The 21,830-nt window shown below is 30.4% G+C and carries 7 protein-coding genes; 2 read left to right on the top strand and 5 right to left on the bottom strand.

Features of this window, described 5'->3' with window-relative positions; translation table 11 throughout:
- Nucleotides 1-173 precede the first annotated feature (173 nt).
- Entirely contained in the window at nucleotides 174-824 is a 651-nt protein-coding gene (locus ACZLO7_RS04830) for a DsbA family oxidoreductase (protein ID WP_464938374.1), read from the top strand.
- A 126-nt stretch (nucleotides 825-950) separates the two neighbouring features.
- A complete protein-coding gene (locus ACZLO7_RS04825; protein WP_464938373.1) occupies nucleotides 951-1,553 on the top strand; it encodes a nitroreductase family protein in 603 nt (200 codons plus the stop codon).
- Between the two features lie 684 nt (nucleotides 1,554-2,237).
- Here the strand turns inward: ACZLO7_RS04825 and ACZLO7_RS04820 are convergent.
- The 5 genes from ACZLO7_RS04820 to ACZLO7_RS04800 are packed head-to-tail and all read right to left on the bottom strand — an operon-like array spanning nucleotide 2,238 to nucleotide 21,550.
- Nucleotides 2,238-2,924, bottom strand: a complete 687-nt coding sequence (locus ACZLO7_RS04820; protein ID WP_464938372.1) for a 4'-phosphopantetheinyl transferase family protein — start codon at nucleotides 2,922-2,924, stop codon at nucleotides 2,238-2,240.
- 29 nt (nucleotides 2,925-2,953) lie between these two features.
- Nucleotides 2,954-4,660 carry an ABC transporter ATP-binding protein gene (locus tag ACZLO7_RS04815; RefSeq protein ID WP_464938371.1) on the bottom strand — a complete coding sequence of 569 codons (1,707 nt, stop codon included), beginning with the start codon at nucleotides 4,658-4,660 and terminating at the stop codon, nucleotides 2,954-2,956.
- A 12-nt stretch (nucleotides 4,661-4,672) separates the two neighbouring features.
- A complete protein-coding gene (locus ACZLO7_RS04810) occupies nucleotides 4,673-5,410 on the bottom strand; it encodes an ABC transporter ATP-binding protein (protein WP_464938370.1) in 738 nt (245 codons plus the stop codon).
- A gap of 13 nt (nucleotides 5,411-5,423) precedes the next feature.
- Nucleotides 5,424-20,777, bottom strand: coding sequence for a non-ribosomal peptide synthetase (locus ACZLO7_RS04805; protein ID WP_464938369.1), 15,354 nt, complete (start codon nucleotides 20,775-20,777; stop codon nucleotides 5,424-5,426).
- 20 nt (nucleotides 20,778-20,797) lie between these two features.
- The gene (locus ACZLO7_RS04800) at nucleotides 20,798-21,550 is read right to left on the bottom strand and encodes an ABC transporter permease (protein WP_464938368.1); all 753 of its coding nucleotides are present in this window, start codon (nucleotides 21,548-21,550) and stop codon (nucleotides 20,798-20,800) included.
- Nucleotides 21,551-21,830: the final 280 nt, after the last annotated feature.

The raw sequence follows: 21,830 nt of genomic DNA, 5'->3' as shown, positions 1-21,830 counted from the left end.
CAGAGAAGTTAAATTAGTAGTCGATTTTTAATTGCTGTTCATATTTTATTTCTCTAAAATAGAAACATCACTAGTATATGCTTATTTATGATTTCTATATTTTTTTGAATGCGTTGTAACTTAGACAGTTACACCTTTGTGCTATTACTACTAAAAAGAAAGGTGACTTTAAGATGACTTTAAAAATTAAAGCTTATTCGGATTTTATATGCCCATTTTGTTTTTTAGGTAAAGGTCCTTTAGATGAAATTGTAAAGGAAAAAGACGTTGAAGTAGAATGGATGCCATTTGAATTACGCCCAAGTCCACATTCTAAAATTGATCCATGGAATGAACCTGATAAATTAGGTTCATGGGATTCCTTTATCCTACCTACTGCAAAAAAACTAGGAGTTGACATGCGTTTACCACGTGTTTCTCCACACCCATATACCAACTTGGCATTTGAAGGGTGTCATTTCGCAAAAGAACATGGAAAAGGAAATGAATTTCACCATAGAGTATTTACTGCGTTTTTCCAAGAGGAACAAAACATCGAGGACGTAGAAGTATTAACAAATTTAGCAGGTGAAGTTGGTTTGTCTATGGATGATTTTAAGGACGCTTTAGTATCACGCAAATATCGTGAGGTTCATCAAAAAGCTCTAAATCACGCTTATGAAGAAGCGCAAATTATGGCTGTTCCGACATTCATTATTGGTGATGAAGTGATTCAAGGATTAGCCAGCAAAGAAAGATTAGCACAAGTCATTGATAAGGAATTAGAAAAAAAGAAAACAAATGACTTTGATGGCATGCAATGCGATATAAATGGGTATTGCTAATACTAGATTTAAACTACAGTAGAGTTTTGTAAGTATATACTTACTTTAAATAACAGCTTGCTCTGTCAGAAAAATCTAATGTGTTTTTATATTATTTTAAAATTAAACTTATTTGGAGGAATTAAAATGTCATTAACTACAACCAACTTAAAAGAAGCAATTATTAACCGTCGATCTATTCGTAAGGTAAAAAAAAATGAAAACATTACAAAAGAAAGAATCAGTGAACTATTAAAAACAGCTTTACATGCTCCGACATCATTTAATATGCAAAGTGGACGTATCGTCGTAGTAATGGAAAATGAACATGATAAATTTTGGGATATTGTAAAAGAAACATTACGCTCTCGTGTACCGGCAGAGAATTTTGAAGCAACTGTAGAAAGATTACAAGGTTTCCGTGATGGAGTAGGAACAGTACTATTTTTCGAAAACCAACAAACAATAACAACGATGCAAGAAAATGCACCATCTTATAAAGAACAATTCCCATTTTGGTCTCATCAAGGTAATGCAATGTTGCAATACGCAACATGGATGTCTTTAACGGCTGAAGGAATCGGCGCATCACTGCAGCACTATAACCCAATTATAGATGAAGAAGTAAAACAAACTTGGGATATCCCAGCAGAATGGAGCCTAGTTGCGCAAATGCCATTTGGTGAGCCAAACGAACAACCAGGTGAAAGAACATTCTTACCTTTTGAAGATGTTGTGAAGTTTTATTAAGATAAACGGGTCACAAGCATATGGTTGATAGTAAAGTGAAACTAAATCAAATAAATACTGGTACTTTTTTTACTAATTTAACTCTTATCCTGACTAACAGACAAATAAAAAGAATCCATTTTGAAATAGTTTTTTCAAAATGGATTTTTTGTTTTTAAAGAAAGAACAGTTTTTTTAATAAGTTTGCTCAATTTTTTTAATAAACAATTGTATTTCATATCAAACTTAATATACAAAACTACATTAGCTATCAATTAATCCTCGGCATAATTGTGTCCGAAATCGGCTTTAACTTCTTTCAGCGGGTGTTTGGACACCCGCTGTAAAAATAGCTTAAATCCGCATTCATCTCACCACCTATAGAGGTGGGAGACTTCTGCTGAAAGAAGTTAAAAATTCCTACCAATTAATATAGGATATTACACTAAAGTAAAGTCTAAAGTTCATCACCTCTCCATATTCCTTACTTCTTTCATATGGAAGCTCATTGTCTTTACGGTAAGATTGACAATTCTTCAGTTTATGTATCTCTCATTGAAAAGGCTAGTTCATTCACTACTAATCCTGTAGTTTGAACCGGTAAGGATTTTGGTCAAAATTTGGTGATGTATCATGAGAAAATTAAACTCCAGAAATTATTGAAATGGCAATTAATATGTTCTAGTTTCATATTCCCTTTTGAATCTATGCTGTCGTTTTTTTTGCTTCTTCATTATATAATTTTCTGATATCAACCACATATGGATAACCTACTTTTTTCCCTGATTTATGGCAAATAGAAAGTTTATAATTTTTATCAAAAACTAATTCATTTAACTCAAAATTATTATCTTTTTCAATCGTTACAGGGGAATTTTTCAATAAAACAGTAAACGAATCGAGCTCTCTTGAAAGCCCTTCTCCTATAGCTTTTAAATAGCTTTCTTTTAAAGTCCACAGTCTATAGAAAACTTCATTTCGAAGTTTATTGGGGACTTTAAAAAATGTCTTTTGTTCTTCCAATGAGAAAAATGAGTTAACCACTTCCGAGTAATCAAACTTTTCCATAAATTCAACATCTATTCCAACTTCATCTGAATCTATTGCTAATACAACCCAGTCTCCAGAGTGGGAAATATTATAGTGAAACTTATCAAATTCTTTAAAATAAGGCTTGCCCCACTCATTTTTATCGATTTCCAAATTTTTTATTTCACAGTCTAAATAGTTACTGGCTAGAATAAAAAGTGCAGCATATCCAATCAATGACCTTCTATAGTCTTTTTTACACTTATATTTCCCTACCTCTCTAATAACTGAGGTAGGAAGTATTCTTTCTAATTCCCAATTTTCAGTAAAACTACTATTGAGATTTAACGCATATATTTCCATACTCCCTTCTCCATTCTAAAATTATTTTTCTAGAGCGAGGCCACTTGAAAAAGATTGTAAAAATCGCCTTTTGACGATACTAGTTTGTTAAAGTTTCCTCTTTCAGATATCTCTCCATTCTTAATATATAAAATTTCATCATACTTACTAAGTAAAGATTCATCCAATTTATGAGTAATAATTAGTGATGTAAGATCTTTTACGTTTAAAATTGAATTTTCAACTTCATAAGTTGTTTTTTTATCTAGTGATGATGTAGCTTCATCCATTAATAGTATTGGTGTTTTTCTTATTAGTGAACGTGCAATTGATAAGCGTTGTTTTTGCCCTCCAGAAAGTAAAGAGCCATTTTCACCACAAGGAGCTTCAATTCCTAAAGGGTTTTCCTTTACAAATTCACCTAGACCAGCTAGCTCTATCGCTTCTAATACCTTTTCATCAGAAAACTCTTCATTTAATGTGATATTAGCTTTCAAAGAGTTATCAAAGACATATACATTTTGCTGAACAATTGTCATCATTTTATAAATACTATCTAAAGATAAATCATTAACATTTACTCCATCTAAAAGAAGCTTTCCATTCTTTTTTCCAAGCTCAAAAAATCTTAGCATTAAATTCATAATTGTTGATTTCCCACTTCCAGACATTCCAACTAAAGCATATTTTTTCCCTTTTTCTAGTTTCAAATTTAAATTATTTAAAATCAACTCTTCTTTTGCGGATCCAGGATAAGTGAAATTAACGTTTTCAAATTCAATTAAGGATTCAAAGCCACTTTTATCAATACCATTTCCTACAACTTCTTCATCAGATAATTGAATAGAATTAAGTGCTTCCTTTCCAGCCTTGTAGCGATTCACACTTATTCCAATCTCATTTAAAGGCATTACAACGAAGTTAACTAGTTGGACAATTGCGGTGACACTGCCGATTGTAGTATGACCGTTTAAAGCCATATACATCCCACCACCGAAGGCTACAAGAAAAACCAACATTCCTGATAATTCTGAAATAGCTCGTGCAGCCGCATCTAAACGTTTTTGCTTTTTTTGAATATTTGATAATTTACTATTCTCTTCCATGTATTCTTTAGTTACTGTTTTTTCAACATGGAAACTCTTAATAACCAAAAATCCTAAAAGCATATCTTTAATTTTTGTCGTATACTTTTGCTCCTGAGAAATCGCTTCAACTTGTGTTTTTGTTACATTTTTTCCGATAATCCCTGTAATCATCATTGGAATCATACAAGCAAACAAAATCAGTAAAGCAAGTTCCCAATTCCCAACAAACATTGCGATTAATGAGAAAATCATCAATGATACATTTTTTACAATATTGAAATACTGTGTTAAATAATCTTCTTCAATTTTTTTCATATTATTTGTCAAGATAGAAATATAGCTTCCAGAATTTTTTTCTGAAAAGTTCGTATAGCTTTTATTAATGACTGATGAAAATACTTTATTTTTATAGTTATCCATTACTTTTTTGATGTAGCTATCTCTTGAAATCATAGTTACATAATTAATAACTGCGTATAGGAAAATCACTGCAGCTCCAATCAATATGGCTATTTTTAGCGCCGCACTATCCTGTGCTATACCAGCATCAATAATTATTTTAATTGAATATGCAAAAGCCACATTGATTAATGGAGAGAGCATGGTTATTACTAAAACTAAAATAAATGGAAGTTTAAAACTCTTTAAAATAGCATTACTTTTTCCCAACTAAATCTCTCCTTAATAATTCAGATTCACGGTTTGTGATGATTTAAAATGTGTCATAAAATACGATTCTAAATCAATTTGTTGTTCTTTAAGCGATTCCATCGATACTTGTTCAATCATTCGACCATTTCTAATTACACCAATTGTATCTGCGATGTGTTCGATTTCTGATAGGATATGGCTAGAAATAAGAATTGTCATTCCTTTTTCCTTAGACAACATACTCAATACATCTCGAATATGTTGTACTCCCATTGGATCCAATCCATTAATAGGCTCATCAAGAATCAATAACTTTGGCTTTGTTAAAAGAGCTCTTGCTAATCCTAGACGTTGCTTCATACCTAATGAAAATTCATTTACCTTTTTATCAACAGTAGATTCCAATCCTACTAACTTCAACACCTCAGGAATAGATGCTTTTGCATCTATCCCCATGTAATTAGAGTGAATCTCTAAAATTTCACTTGCGGTACAGTTATCATAGAAAATAGGTACTTCAATAATGCTACCAATTTCTTTTAAAATTTCTTCTCGATTGCTACTTAGGTCTTTTCCAAAAATTTCAATACTACCCGAAGAAGATGAAGAAATTGTTAAAATAGTTTTCATTACCGTTGTTTTACCTGCTCCGTTTGGTCCTAAAAAACCATAAATTTCACCTTGCTTCACTTGCATACTGATATCTTCTAAAATAGTTTTTCCATTTACTACTTTAGTCAAACCATTGATATTAATAACATTATTCATTTGGGCACTCTCCCTATTTCGCAAAAGCGATTTTTTTTTCACTACTAAATTCTTTCAGCAATTTAGTCTTAATCAGATCTGCTACCTCTTTACTTACAAACATTCTGAGATGGATTATTTTCTCAGATAATGCAATAATCAATGCCTTACTATTTGTCTCTTCTTGTATTCTTTTGATTTCTATTGAATCACAATTACTTTCAGTATTTATAAAATCATATAATCCTAAAAAATTTAATACTGGCACCTTTTCAATCATTGAAATTGTAAAATTACCTAATGATTTGGATTTTAAATACTCTAAAATATTTATACTTCCCTCTTTTTTTATTTCTTTATATTTTTCTAAAATAGAGGTGAATTCTACTTCTAAATCATCAACATTTGAATTAGAAAGCCTGATAGGTACTAATTCTAAGAAAAGACCCAAAGTGTTTTTATATTTTCCAACTTTACCTTCCCTTGCATGGTGTAAAATCAACAAAGGGATACTCGAATTTGTATCTCGAATCGCAAATAAATCATCAGTACTCTTTATAATATTACCTAGTATTCCCCATGTATTAGATAACACTTTATTTTGATAGTAATCAGACAAAGGAATTGGAATGGTTGCTAAACTGTCCGCATAATTTTCTCTATTAGTTTGAGTATAAAGTTTTATGTTTTCGATGAAACTTTCAATTTCCATTTTTTCACCATAAACGTCTAGTAAATTTTCATTCAAACTATGAGCATTTACCATTTCCACGTACTCGCTGTAAGGGTATATTGAAGAGTACCGCTTTTTATCACCTGAAAGGTATGCTTGTACTTGTGATTCAAATAATTCAGCTGACATTCCGTCCCAAAACATGTGATGAATTCTTAAAAAGATTTTATACTCACTTTTATCTGTTTTGTAAACATGTAATTCAGAAGCTAATTTACCATCTTTAAAGATACTATTTTCGTCAAAACGTTGACTTTCTAAATTTAAGATTGATTCTTTTTCATCTTTACCAAAATATTCAATATTAGTAAACGGTATTTTCCAATTTTTTGTCATCGGATACTCACTGATAAATAATTGGTTCGAGTAAAACCTGTAGGAGCTTCTTAAAACAGCTTGTTCAGAAATAATACATCTCAATGCACTTTCAATTTTCCCGAAATTATAATCACCATAAATAGTGAATTCATGACCCGAAACAATCCCAGGTTGGTGAGATATCCACTTTTGCATCTCTGTGCCCTTATATGCTTTTGAATTTACACAATTTATAATATTTTCTTTATATGCACTAGCTTTAAGTTCAATATTATTCGACTGATTGAATCGATTCGACTTATCAAAATGTAAGGTTAACTTTTCATCCATTTTTGGTTTGATAGTAATCTCTTCACATTTTTTAGCAAGAGTTTTGATAGATAAGCCGTCTAATAAATCCTTGACTTTAATCGGGAAATTTAGTTTCTTTGACTTAAAAGTTACTCTTATAGCACTAATAGAATCACCACCTATATCCATAAAGCTTTTATTTGGGTTTTGATTGGTTGTTCCTAGTACTTCATTAAAGATTTGTATAATGCTTTTTTCATTGTTTGTAAGCTCATATTCCGTTTCCGTTATAGGTGATATCAAGTTTTTTAAAGACTTTTTATCAGTTTTTCCATTTTGAGTTAATGGAATGAATTCAATCTGATGAAATCTTTCAGGAATCATATAATTTGGTAGTGTTTTTTTCAACCCTTCTTTTAAATCCGATAAGTCTATCAATGAATCGCTCACAATATATGCAGCTACATAATTTATATTAATATTGTTTTTTTCTACTACAGCTACTACATCCTTAACAAAATCGAATGATTTAAGTGATTTTTCAATTTCGTTAAGTTCAATACGATGCCCTCTAATTTTCACTTGATTATCAATTCTACCTAGATATTCAAGTTCTCCAGATTCGCTTCTTCTGACCAAGTCACCAGTTCGATAAAGCTTATTTTGAGAGATGTCTTTTAGATCAACAAACATTTGATTTGTTGTTTCAGGTCGATTCAAATAACCTCTTGATAAACTGACTCCTCCAATACACAATTCTCCAGGCATTCCATCTCCAACTAAATGTCCACCATTTAAAATATATGTTTCAATATTCTGAATCGGTTTGCCAATAGGATTCTTAGTAGGCAGCTCACTAAGTTGTGAAGCTTTCCAGGCAGTAGTTAAAATACTGGCCTCGCTTGGACCATAAGCATTAATATAATTAGTGTACTGACTCCATTGATAAGATACATCTGGATCTGCTTCTTCTCCTCCATTTATTAAATATTTAAGTAATTTTAGTGAGCCAGCTTTTATAAAACTCATTAGAGCTGGAGGCAATACCGCAAATGTAATTTCTTCATCGTTCATAAAGTTTACTAATTCATCAGGATTTTTTCTAATGTTCTCAGAAGCAATAACTAGTTTTGCTCCGTTCACCAATGCTCCAAATATCTCTAGAACTGACGCATCAAAAGATAAACTGGCAAATTGTAAAACATTATCACTTGAATTAATTTCAAATTCATTATTCATGTAGTCAAACAAATTCATTAGACCTTTATATTCAATTAGTGAACCTTTTGGATTACCAGTCGATCCAGAAGTATACATAATATAAGCTAAATGCGACGAATTAATCGGTATATTCGGATTACCTATAAGGTCTTCAAAATCTAATTTATTGATATTTATAATTAGTGCTTCGCTATCAGTAATATCATTATCAGAAATAACAACCTTAGCATTGCTATCTTTTATCAAGTAATCAATTCGCTCTGTAGGATTTCCTGGATCTATTGTTAAACAAACTGCCCCAGCTTTCATTACTCCGAGCATCGATACAATTGATAAATGTGACTTTTCCATCAAAATCGCTACTGTTTCTTCTAACTTAACTCCCCTTTTAATTAGATAATCAGCAACTACATTGCTCATTTGATTCAATTTAGAATAAGTTAGTTCCTTTTTTTCGAAACTTACAGCAATATTATTCGGAAATAACTCTGCATTCTTCTCAATTGCTTGTGGAATTGTTTGTTTTGCAATTTCCTTATATTCTCCTAAACCTACTTTAATTTCCTCTTTTTTTTGTATTTCGTTTAGAATTTGAATTTCACTAATCTTTCTTTCTGGATTAGAAACAATTTGATCAAGAATATTTTCTGTAACTGACAGAACTAATTTAACAGCTTGTTTGCTGAATTTGTACTGATTGTAAATCAACTGTATGTTTATCTCTTGTCCTAAATCTGAAATTGAACAGACTAAGTCATAATTAGTTTTATCTCTTCCTGATACAATTGTTAATGATGTTTCATCATTTAAAGGAATTTCCTCTTCATTTGAAAAGAAATTTGAGTATGAAATCAAAGTTTGAACCAGATTAGTAGGACTTTTAAGATTTCTTTGAATTGAAGATAAACTACTATAACTATACTTATTACTCTCAAAGGATTGCTTTTGTACCATGTTAGTTACATCTTTAATAATTTCATTTCCACTTACTTTTACTCTTACAGGAATAGTATTTATCAATAAGCCGGCTATTTCTTCAATATTCTGGACAGGGTACCCTCTTCCAGATACTACCTTTCCAAAGACCACATCATCTGAAAAATTATATTTTTGAAGAACTAAACCCCATACTGTCTCTAGTACATTATTCTTTGTAATATTAAACTTTTTACTAAATTGATTTAACTTTTTAACAATTTCAGGGGAAATCATAATATTTTCTTCAGCTTCCGACTCCGGTTCCTCTAAATCAAGTACTCCTTCTTTTAAAATCAAATCAAAGTTTGTAGCTTCTTCGTAACCATCAAGTAAGTTTCTCCAATACGCTACCCCTTCATCTTTATTAATTCCCCCTATATATTTCATATATTCTCTAAAATTATCTCTTTTTTTAATATCTTTTTTTACTCCATCGATATCTCCATATATCAAAAATCGATAATTTTTCTGAACACTATTTAATAAATTTGGAAGTGACCAACCATCAAGTATAATATGATGGAAATTTATAAGTATATAATTTTCATCATTTTTAAGCTTAATAAAGTGAACTTTAAACAAATCCCCATTTTCTAGATCGAATTTCTTATTTAGTTCTGTTAACTTAATTCTTTCAAGTAATACTTCAGCTGATTCATTGCTACAAGTATAATCATACTCTTCGATTATTAATTCTTTTGGCTCATTAATAACTTGCATAAATTTATCTACTTTAGTATTTTTAAATCTTATATTTAATCCATGATGTTTTAAAGGAAGTATAGAAAATGCTTTTTTTAGTACTTCAAAATTCGTATTTATTCCATTCACTTTGAATAGGGTTTGCGTCGAATAATTTGTAGAGTTTTCATCTGATAATTTATGAAACAACATCCCTTCCTGAAGGGGTGTTAAAGAAAATTCACTCGGATTTTCTAATTCATTTTCGCGAAATTCTACGTCGTTGTAAGATTTGTTATTATCCGTGCTAGGGTTTATCAATTCAATAAAACTATTTTTAATTTGTTTTGCAATTTCATTTGCAAGATTTACTGGGAATAACTCTAAATTATAATCAATAACAAATTTTAGTTTTCCATTCAATATGACACTATTTAGATTAAAATCAGACCATAATGTATTTTTTTCACTAATTGTAGGTCCAAAATCAAAATCACTTATTCTTATCGAATCATCTTCAGCATCCATAACACCCATATAATTAAAAGCAACATTAGGATTACTGTTATTATTAAAATATCCAGAAATAAACTTCAACACGCTAAATCCTATTCCATTTTTAGGAACATTTCTTAGTGTTTTTCTTGTTGCATTCAAAACTTCATTAATACCACTCATGTTCGAATCTAAAATTACAGGATAAACTGTTGTAAACCAACCTATGGTTCTATCTACCTTAATGTTTTTATTAATTAATTCCCGACCATGACCTTCCATATTAATAGACAATTTTGTTTGACCAGTAACTTTTTTAATTCCATTTATTAAGGCAGTTAATAAAATGTCATTAATTTGAATATCATATTTAGAGTTACATAATGAAGTAATCATTTTTGTCACTTTTTGATCAAACTCAAATTCAATATTAGAAAAACCATTTTCATTTTGATTTGGTACGCCTTGAAGTCTGGATTTTTGAATATGATTAGAAATTCCCTCCCAATAAGGAAGTTCACTTTTTAAATCTTCCGAGTCCGAGTATTCTGAAAGACCAATAAGCCATTTATCAAATGTACTTGTTCCTGGTGGTAATTTTAATGAATGGTTTTCTTTGATTTGCTGCTTTAATTGCTGGAAATCATCCAATAGTATTCTCCAAGATACTCCATCAATTACAAGATGGTGTGCACATAAGAAAAGTACCATTGAATTTTCTAAATTAAATGCAGCTACTTTAAATAAGGGACCATTTGTAATATCAAAACTACGTTGAATTTCAGAACACTTTTTAGTAATAAATTCTGGTGTATTAGATGGATCTACTTCGAATAGCATCGCTTCGAAACGTGGTCCATAATTTTCTACAAATCTATTATTAGTATTAAAAGGACTAAAGTTTTTAGAAAAAATTGTATGTTCATGTGTAATCTTGTCAAATATCATATTGATTTCATTCAGTGAAAGTTTATCTTCAAATTCAATCATGTTTGCTTGATTGAAATAATTTCTATCACCTATTGATGATTGACTGAAGAATGTTTCAATAATCGGAGAAATTAAAAGTTTCTTTGAATTAGCTACTTCTCTATCCTCAGAATTATTTAACAAGATATTACTAGATAGCATTTTATCTAGACTGATCTGGATAGTTTTTTCTTGCAAAAATTCCCCAGCTTCTATCTCAAATCCAACTTCTCGAAATTTTGAACATAGACGAATTGCTTTAATAGAATCTCCGCCTTGTTCTAAGAAACTTTTCTCGCAATTAATATCTTCTACTTTCAATATTTCTTTTACAAGTTCAACAAGAATTGCTGATTTTTCACAAGAAGAACCCTCTTCTGATTTGATAACAAGACCTACTTTATTATTAGTTACTTCCTCTTCAATTAGGAATTTCAAACTATTAGCTTGCAAAATCATTTGTGCATCCACATTAACTCCTAGTTCGTTTAATTTAGAAGAAGCTCTAATCGCTTTAATTGAGTCTCCACCTTGTTCTAAAAAGCTTTTTTCCAAACTAACTAAATCCTTACCTAACAACTTGCTTAGCACTTCTTTTATTTGATTTTCACTCACATTATCTTCACTAAATTTTGAGACATGCTCAATATTTTTTGGTAAGAATTCTTTAATTGATTTTGATTGAAGAATTGTTTGTGCATCTAATTCTACGTTGACGTCTCTTAATTTTGAAACAAGACGAATTGCTTTGATTGAATCTCCACCTTGTTCTAAAAAACTCTTTTGAAAATCTATTTCATTTCCCAAAAATTCAGATATTACTGAAATAATTTGTTCCTGTTGAGTTTTTTCTTGAACACTAACATTGTTTTCTGTTAATGAAAATTGGCCAATATTAGTTTTATCTTCAACTAAAATTTGTTGCATCAGATACTTGAACTCGATATTCATCTCTTTAATCGTATTTCTATTAAAGATGGCTGATTTATACTCCCAGCGTAATGTAATCTCATCATCTACATGCAAAATATCTAACGTTAATTCAAATGGAGAAGTTTGAGTCGGAAACTGAATTTTCTTGAATTCTAAGTCTTCTGATGCTGCTGAATCTGTGTTGTAACTATTAAAGGCAAGCATAACATCAAATAAAGGATTTCGTTTATAATCATCGTTAGAGTCATTAAGAGCAATGATTTTTTCAAGAGGACAAGATTGATTCAGGAAAGCTTGAATAGTTTGTTCCTTCATCTCATTTGTTAACTCTTTAAAAGTTTTAGCTGCTTCAATATTCGCTCGTAATGGAAGTGTATTAACAAACATCCCCACTGTTTTTTCTGATTTTTCAGTATCCCTTGCATTAATTGGAGTACCAATAACAATGTCACTTTGTTTTGTTTTTTTACCTAAATACAGCATAAATACAGATAAGAAAAACATATATAATGTAAGATTATTTTTTTTACAGTAACTTTTAATTGAAAGCTGCATCTCTTTATCCATTTTGCTCAGTAAATCTTGACCTTTAAAATCATTTCTTGATGTACGCTCACTATCAAGAGGTAAATTTAATGGTTTAGGATTAATTTCATAAAGTTTTTTCCAGTAATCAATTGAACCATTATTTTCATTTTTGTTTTGAATATCAGAGAATTCTAGTAAATTCATCTCAACCTGAGGTAAAACTTGACCGTTATAGTAATTTAAAATTTCGTTGACAATTAATTCGAAAGAGTTACCATCGCAAACAACATGATGGATATCAACAAACAAATAGTTATTCTCATTGTTATTAATTACTTTCACTCTAAATGGTAATTCATCTTTTAAATTGAATGGTTTTATTGATTTCCTATATAGTTCTTCTAATTCTGAATCATCGATTACACTTTCAACAATAGGTTTTACATTAGCTCTAACATTTATCAATACATCACAATCTGTCAAAATGAAATTAGCTCTCATCGCTTCATGTCGAGAAACAACCTCTGATACCGCTTGCTGTAATTTTGTTTGATCTAAAATACCTTTAATTTCATATAAGGCCGGAATATTATAAGCAGTTGTCCCTGTTGAAATTTCTTGTAAAGTAAACAATCTTTTTTGAGTAGAAGTGGCACTATGGCTCAAGGATGTTTCAGTTTGGGCATTTTTAGACTTAGACTTTTTAATGATTCTTTCGGTTAAGTTTACTTCTTCCCTTTTAATTAAATTATAGAGCTCATCAATTGATGGATTATCAAAAAATACTTTTAAAGGCAACTCAATTTTAAATTCCGCATTAATCATATTAACTACTTTAGCTGCTCTAATTGAATGTCCTCCAATATTAAAGAAGTTTTCATAGAGTTCTACTTTTTGTTTATTCAGTACTGATTTAAAAATATTGATTAGTTTTTTCTGAATCTCATCTACTTCTTTTATTTCGATTTTAGATGACTTTTCACTTAAAACATTAGGGTCTGGTAATTTTGTCCTGTCGACTTTACCGCTAGAACTTTGAGGTAGTTTGTCTAACACTACAATATATGATGGTACCATGTAAGAAGGTAAATTCTTCGATAACTCATTCTTAACTGTAGTTACATCAATAGTGCTATTAGCTGTCACATATGCGCAAATTGTTTTTTCATTTTGAATATCGGTTGCTACCACAACCGCATCTTTAATACTTGGATTACTTCGCAAGTGACTGGCAATTTCACCAAGCTCAACTCTATTACCTCTGATTTTGACCTGTCCATCTTTCCGACCCATGAATTCAATGTTTCCATCATCCATCCACCTTGCATAATCTCCAGTTCGATACAAACGGCCTCCGTTAGTAAAAGGATTAGATTGGAATTTTTCTCTAGTTAAAGCTTCTCTATTCAAATATTCTTTTCCGATTCCCGCTCCACCAATACATAATTCACCCGGTACGCCAATTCCACACAATTTATCTTCTTGTAAAACATAGCATTGAACATTTGGAGCTGGCTTACCAATAGGAACCGAATGAGATTTCGAATGAGATTTCGAATGACTCTGATTTGCGAACCATGTAGTAGACCATACAGTTGCTTCAGTAGGACCATATCCATTTGCATAATTTACTTTATTGCTCCATTTATCAACCATTTCCCAATTCGATTCTTCACCAGCCGTTTTTAAGCTTCTCAAAGTTTTAACATTCTTATCATTGATTTCAGCTACAAAAATTGGTGGCAAAACAGCCCAAGTCACTTTTTCTTGATTCCATAATTCAACTACACTATCTGGATTTAATTTCATTCTTTCAGGAACTACAACCAATGTTAATCCATTTAGGAACGCGGATAACATTTCTAAAATTGATGCATCAAAAGCAAGACTTGCAAATTGTTGCAGAACATCATCGAATTCAAACTTAAATTCTTTTTTCATTCCTCTTGCCATGTTAACGGCACTATGGTGCTCAATAACTACTCCTTTTGGTTTACCTGTGGATCCTGATGTATAAATGATATAAGCCGAGTCAGATGGTTTCACTTCATTAACGTATTGGTTTACTTCAAATGTATCGTTTAAATTAATGCTGTTAAACAAAATTTTATTTAAAGAAGTATTTCTTAAGCAACTTTCTTTTTCTTGAACTAGCTTACTTGTAGTAACAATATAGTCAGCTTTACAATCATTAATAATGTAATTTATTCGATCGTCTGGATTGGTAGGATCAATTGGTAAATATATTGCACCAACTTTTAAAATTCCAAGAAAAACTTCAATCGCTTGACTACCCCTACTCATCATGGAAATTACAATTGATTTTTCTTTTACCCCACTACTTAACAATAATTGAGCTACTTTATCTATCTTCTGATTTAACTCAGAATATGAGATAGAAGTGTTTTCATGTTTAATAGCTATCTTATTAGGATTAAAAGCTACCTGTTCTTCAAAAGCTTCAATAATTGTACGATTGTTTAATGAATCTTGAACCATTTCTGAGTTAAATTTGGTCAATATCATTTTCTCTTCATCTGATGTTGCAATTTCTAAATTTTTCATTTTTATATTTATTTGTGAAACGCATTGTTTAAGAATACAAATAAATCTATCTAACATACTGTTCATAACGAATTTGTCGTACTTACTTGAGTTATAGATTAGACTAAAATTCAATTCTTTGCCGTGAGTAATTGCAAAATTAAGATCATAATTTGTTTGTTCAAAAGTTTTTATATGTTTTAAAGATAATCCTCCACCGGTTTCTTCAGAATCGAAAACATCATAACTAATTAAACTTTGAACAGCTCCTCTATTAAATGAATTTATCTCTGAGAGAGAAACTGGATTATTCTGCTCACTTTGCCTGTTCTGTTTTTGGATATTATTGATTAATTGTTTAAAAGTTAGTTCTGGGTTTATCTTAATTCTTATTGGAATTGTATTAATGAATAAACCAACCATCTTTTCAATTCCTTTTATTTGATAGTTTCTCCCAGAAACAACCTTTCCAATAACAATATCATTGGTAAGATTATATTTTTGTAAAAGAATACCCCATGCCGTTTCTAAAATAGTACCTACTGAAATATTATTAGAAGCACTGACCGAATTAATTAACTTTAATAATTCTTTATCAGTATTAACTGAAGTATTATCATAGCTATTTTTGTTACTTTGATTATTTTTTTCTGGAATCATCAAAGGTTCAGAAATGTAGTCTTCTAATAATTTTTTCCAATAACTAATAACTTGAACTCTATTTTGGTTGTTAACTAGTTCTACAAACTCTTCATAACTTCCTTTGCTACTTATCAGTTCTTCTTTACTACACTCAACATCATCTAAATACAACGCCTTAAAAGCTTCCATTAAAACATCTAAGCACCACCCATCCATTAGAATATGATGGAATGACCACAATAATAGTGTTTTCTCAGAAGTGAGATGGACAACATGTAATCTTAGTAATGAATCATTTTCTAAATCAATTCCTTCTTGTCTATCGAGCTTGAGAATTTCTTTTAAACAATCCTTTTGTTCGTTTGAATTCATTAGCGATAAATCATGAAATTGAACAGGAATCTTTCTTTCTATATATTGAACTGTTCGAGGTTCTGAAAGTCCTTTATAGTAAATAGATGTTCTGAGTGGCTCATATATCTCAGTAAGTAAATTGATAACTTGTAAAGTCTTATCTTCGTCTAATCGAGTGTTGGCTTCAGTTACTACCTGAACAAAATAATTGTCCTCAACGTCATTCATTTTATTAAACAAAAAGTTTTCTTGCATAGGTGATAATGGATAAATTTTTTCTAATTTTAAACCATTGAATTTAACATTTTCTAATACTTTGCTAAACTCTTCCTGGCTCCATTGATTTTCTCCAAAACTCTTCGGATGTTTTAACTCATCATCTAACTCTTTGCATATAGAAATTGTCTTTTGAATTTCTAATTCAAATTTTGTCATAGCTTCATGTACTATATCGTTTGAATAAAATTTTGTATCAAATGTAAAATCAAAAATAATTTGTTCATCTACATATTTACCAGTTATTGTAAGTGGAAACCACAACGTATTAGCTTCTGAATTCCTTTTTCCGGTATCTAATTCAACTACTTCAAACTTATTGGTTATATTTTTCATATCACCAAGATAATTGAATATCATGTTAGGTTCCGAGATAAAATTGCCCTTTTTTCTTTGTCCTTTTTTAAATGATAAATAATTAAACCCTTTTAATGGTACTTTATTAAACTCTTCAACTGCGTAAGAAATATTTTTCAAGGTATCCCCTTGATCTTCTAATACCATCGGATACATGGTAGTAAACCAACCTACAGTTCTGTCAACAGAAACATCTGAAAACACTTCTTCTCTGCCGTGACTTTCCATCATCAAAATTAGGTCATCAGAATCAATACCTTTTAAAGCCGGTACAAGACTTGCAGTAAATAATTCGTTGATTGATGCATTGGCTTTCCTACCGATACCTAACACTAAGTCTTTGCTTAAATTTGAATCTAACTTTAACGATTTAGTCAAAATATCAGTAGATTTTGTTTTTTTATCTTTGTCACTTTTTTCTGCAACTTCTGAAGTAACCTTGATCCAATAATTTTCCTCCTCAGTATTCAAATCATTACTAAATTCTTCAACTTTATAAGCCCATTCGTCAAATCCCGAGGTTTGTTTAGGAAGCTTAACTCTTTGGCTTAATTCAAGCTGCTCATATGCCGTTTCAAAATCTTCTAAAATTATTCTCCAAGATACTCCATCTACAATTAAGTGATGTGCAACGATAAACAGGTACGCTCCATCATTTGTATTCACTAAAGCAACATTCGTTAAAGGCTTTGTTTCTATATCAAAAGATTCATGACAATATTGACAAATATTTCTGAAATAAGCACTGAAATCTCCATCTAATAATGGATCATATTCATAACTATTAAAGATAAATGGTTTGGTATTTTCGTTCATAAACGGTTTATGTTCAAAATTAAAATTAATTTTCATCTGTGCGTGATGATTTACTACATTCGAGTACGCCTTTTTAACAATTTCTTCATTAAAACCATTTTTACAATATAACGTAATAGATTGGTTAAAGTGATTTTCAACAAACATTTGTTTTTCAAAAAACACTTCTTGAATTGGACTTAACTTTTTAGTTCCTAAATAGCCATCACTTAAATTCACAACTGGATTAATTGTATTTTCATCTTTTGTTAAATGAGCTACTAACTTAGTAATTGATTTTGTTTCTAAAATTGTTTTAGAATCCACCTTAAATCCATATTCTCTTAGTTTTGAGACAATTCTAATTGCTTTAATTGAATCTCCCCCTAAAGAATAAAAATCAATGTTTGTTGATGGAATAGGGGTTTTTAAAACTTCTTCGTAAACTCCACTTATTAATTCTTCTGTAGTATTATTCTTTGCTGTTTTATGATGTATAGCTAGTTTTGGTTTAGGCAATTTTGAAGAATCTACTTTACCATTAAGAGTCATAGGTAACTTTTCCACTTCAATAATATGATGTGGGTACATATAATCCGGAAGTGCTCGCTTTAAATTGTTTTTAAATTCTGTCATTTTAAAATGTACATCAGTCGAAATGTAGAGAACAATTTCTTTATCCCCATCATCATTTTCAATAATGTTTGTATATGCTTCTTCAATATTGTTTTGAATCATTACTTTGTTGTTAATTTCTCCAAGTTCTATTCGATGTCCTCTAACTTTAACTTGACTATCATTTCTTCCGATAAAATCTAAATCACCATTACTCAACCAAACAGCTAGATCCCCTGTCTTATATGCTATACCTTCAATATTGGGTAAATGAACGAATGATTTCTGAGTTAATGCTATATCATTTAAGTATCCTTCTGCTAAACTTACTCCAGAAATATATAATTCCCCTGGAATTCCAACACCACACAACTTCCCATCTTGAACGACATGACATTGGACATTATCCATTGTTTGACCAATAGGAACCCTACCAATATCCGAATATTCTTTATTAGATAGCCAACTGGTTGTCCAAACAGTCCCTTCACTAGGACCATATGCATTGATGTAAGTCAATTTGTCACTCCACTTTTTAACAAAACTCCATTGTGCCTCTTCTCCAGCAGTCATTAAGTATTTTAATGGTGTCTCTCGTTCATGATCTAAATTAGTCATATAAACAGGTGGAATGATTGCGAAAGTTACTTTTTCTGCGTCCCATAAATCTTGTAAAGCCTGAGGATCTTGTTTTGTATTATCATCAACAAAAATCACTTTACTTCCATTTAATAAACCTCCAAAAATCTCCAAAATGGAAGCATCGAATGAGTGACTTGCAAATTGTTGCACCGTATCCTCTTCACTGATGTTCAAAAGATTTTTAAAGTATGAACACATATTAACAACTCCAAGATGCTTAACAACAACACCTTTAGGTTTTCCTGTCGAACCTGAAGTATAAATAATATATGCAGAATCTTCTGCCTTGCATTGATTCTCTAATCTAGTGCTTGAAATTTCTAAATTATGATGATTAAGTTCCAAATCTAAAATAGGTAAATCATTTTTTATTTTCGATAAAATAGTCTTTTTCTCTTCAATTAATAATTTCGTTTTACTATTTACCAAGATATATTCTAATCGGTCAGAGGGATAATTTTTATCAAGTGGTAAATATATTGCATTAATTTTTAGTATCCCCATAATAGCTATTAATGCATTGATTCCAGTTAATGAGGTTGCAATAATATCCCCTGTATTGCCTCCTGCTTTTCTCAGATCTAATGCAAAACTTGTTGATTTTTGGTCTAAGGTTTTAAAAGAGATAGATTCTCCTAAATATTTTGCTGCTATATTTTCAGGGGATTTTTCAACTTGATGATAAAACATTTCGAGAATGTTATTATATTTTAATTCAAACTTATTGCTAGTTCCCTCCAATAAGTGTTTATCTTTTTTTGTAATAAATGAAATATCACTTAGTTTTTTATTTTTTTTCATTACAAATTGGCTGAATAAGTGAACTAATAACTCATGAATTTCACTCACTTTATTTTGACTAAATTTCATTTTTTGAAACTCATATTTTAATATAGCCTTTTCACTGAAGTTATTTCCGTCAACTGTGATTGTTAATGGATTATGTTTTACTCCAGAAGAAATTGTTTCATATTCATAACCCTTTTCTAGATATCTTTGACTTAATGATTTTGGCTTTTCAATACAAGATATCTCAACTAGACTATTAAGATTATCATTTGAACTTTCGGCTAAAATATCAACCATTGAGCAGTTCTCATTCTCATAAACTTCTTGAATTTTCCCAACAACTAGTCTGAAATAATTTTCAATATCAGTATCTTCATTAAATCCATGAATTAATGGCAATACTTTAGTCAATGGTCCTAAAACTTTTTCAGAAGCATTCACATCCCGACCAACAGCAATCCCAATGCTACTAGAATTATTCATCGTAATTACTTTTTTAAGATAAAGCATATTTGCTAAATGGAAATCATAAAAATTCAGACTATTACTATTACAATAAGATTTAATTTTCTCCCAAACATGCCCTTCTATAGTAAACTCAATTTCATCAGTCAAATCACTATTGTCACTGTTGTTGACTTGATGGAATGCCTCAGATCCCTCAAATTCATTTGTTAATTCTCTCCAAAAATTCTTTTCTTTTTTATTATCAATAGAAATATCAAGCTGCTTTATAACGTCAGTATAACCAGTTGTATTTTCATTTTCTAATAAGGAAATTAGCTTTTCTGCTAATTCAGACATCGTGTATAGATCAGTAATTAAATGGTTTAGTTTCATCATTATTTCAATTTTATTCATTGGGTTTATAACAATATTAAAACTACATAGCATAGAATCATAAGCAAATAGAGATATCTTTTTCCACTCAGAAACCCATTTTTGATATTCATGGCCCTTATCTTTGAAGTTGTAAGTCTCTACTTCAACTGCTGAAGTATCTACTATGTACTGTGTTCCGTCTTCGCTAACTTGTACTCTTAAAATGTCTATTTCTTTAATCAATAAGTTGATTGCTTCTTCAAGTTTATTCAAACTAAAGCTTTTGTTAACACTTAAAATACCAGTAATGTTGTTGACAGCTTTATTAGCCGCCAACAATTCTACATTATATAAATTCATTTGTGTTCTAGTAAATTCAAAATTTTGTAGTTTTTGTAGTTTCATTATCTCTTACCTTTCCTAATTTATTTTGCCAATACATCTTTCTTTGTAATGTTAATAATCGTTAGTGCTGCTACAACAAAACCAATAACACCTAAAATCATCATAAAAGGAATACTGTTCATCAAATTTCCTGCTAAAGTTCCTGGAAATGCGTTGCAGATAACTACTACTACTCCTAAAGAAGTTAAAAGTGTAGCTATAGTAGAATATTTAATTAGACCAACTGCCATTGGTATTAATCCAATAAAACAAGCCCCTAGTGAACCAATAAGAATTTTGACTAATACACCTGGAGTAATCACATATGCATAACCTGTATATATAGCGAGTAATTTAATACTACCCACCATTGCTACCTGAGCTGCTACTTGGAACAGCAATGATAGTACTATTACTAAAATTACTTTGCTCCATAAAAGACGCGTTTTTTTCACTGGATAAGAAAATAACTGATGGATGGTTTTATTTTTAAATTCATCAATGATAATCTTTGAAATTAACGCTCCTTCAAAAATAAGGAAGGCGGCTTTAGTAAATAAACTTCCAAAAGTAGCTGCAACCATCGGCCACCCAAACCATTTATCCGCAGTTGCTGATTCATTGGCATCAAAAAGGCCATTTTGTTGAAGAATGGAAACGATTTTTCCTTCCGTACCAATTCCCATAACAATGATCCCTGTAACAAAGAAAACTGCAGCAAGTGTCAATAGCCAAGTAATTCCTAGCTTTCCTTTTGAGATCTTTTTTAATTCATCCTCAATTAATCGCAACATTTTATTCCTCCTAAAAAGTATTTTGTTTTACTAACTAATTGCTTAATTTAATTATATATTCTCTAAAGCTCTATCTACGTTTTCTTCCTAACTCGTAAAGATACGTACATTCATGAACTTAAAATAGATTATTTTTACAGATAGGATAGTTTTTTTAACAGCTATTTAGAAATTTAATCAAATTCTCTATGAATACATTAAAGAAAAAAGGACACTCCAATCACTATGGGCATCCTGTTTCTCTACTATTTTTGACTTTAAATTTCGACTATATTGCTTG

Source organism: Viridibacillus sp. d25.2 (assembly GCF_055456015.2).
This window is presented reverse-complemented; position numbering and strand designations above follow the sequence as displayed.

Excerpts from the sequence above, each read along its gene's own strand:
- ACZLO7_RS04830 (WP_464938374.1), top strand. The coding sequence starts at position 174 with ATGACTTTAAAAATTAAAGCTTATTCGGATTTTATATGCCCATTTTGT.
- ACZLO7_RS04825 (WP_464938373.1), top strand. The coding sequence starts at position 951 with ATGTCATTAACTACAACCAACTTAAAAGAAGCAATTATTAACCGTCGA.
- ACZLO7_RS04820 (WP_464938372.1), bottom strand. The coding sequence starts at position 2,924 with ATGGAAATATATGCGTTAAATCTCAATAGTAGTTTTACTGAAAATTGG.
- ACZLO7_RS04810 (WP_464938370.1), bottom strand. The coding sequence starts at position 5,410 with ATGAATAATGTTATTAATATCAATGGTTTGACTAAAGTAGTAAATGGA.
- ACZLO7_RS04805 (WP_464938369.1), bottom strand. The coding sequence starts at position 20,777 with ATGAAACTACAAAAACTACAAAATTTTGAATTTACTAGAACACAAATG.
- ACZLO7_RS04800 (WP_464938368.1), bottom strand. The coding sequence starts at position 21,550 with ATGTTGCGATTAATTGAGGATGAATTAAAAAAGATCTCAAAAGGAAAG.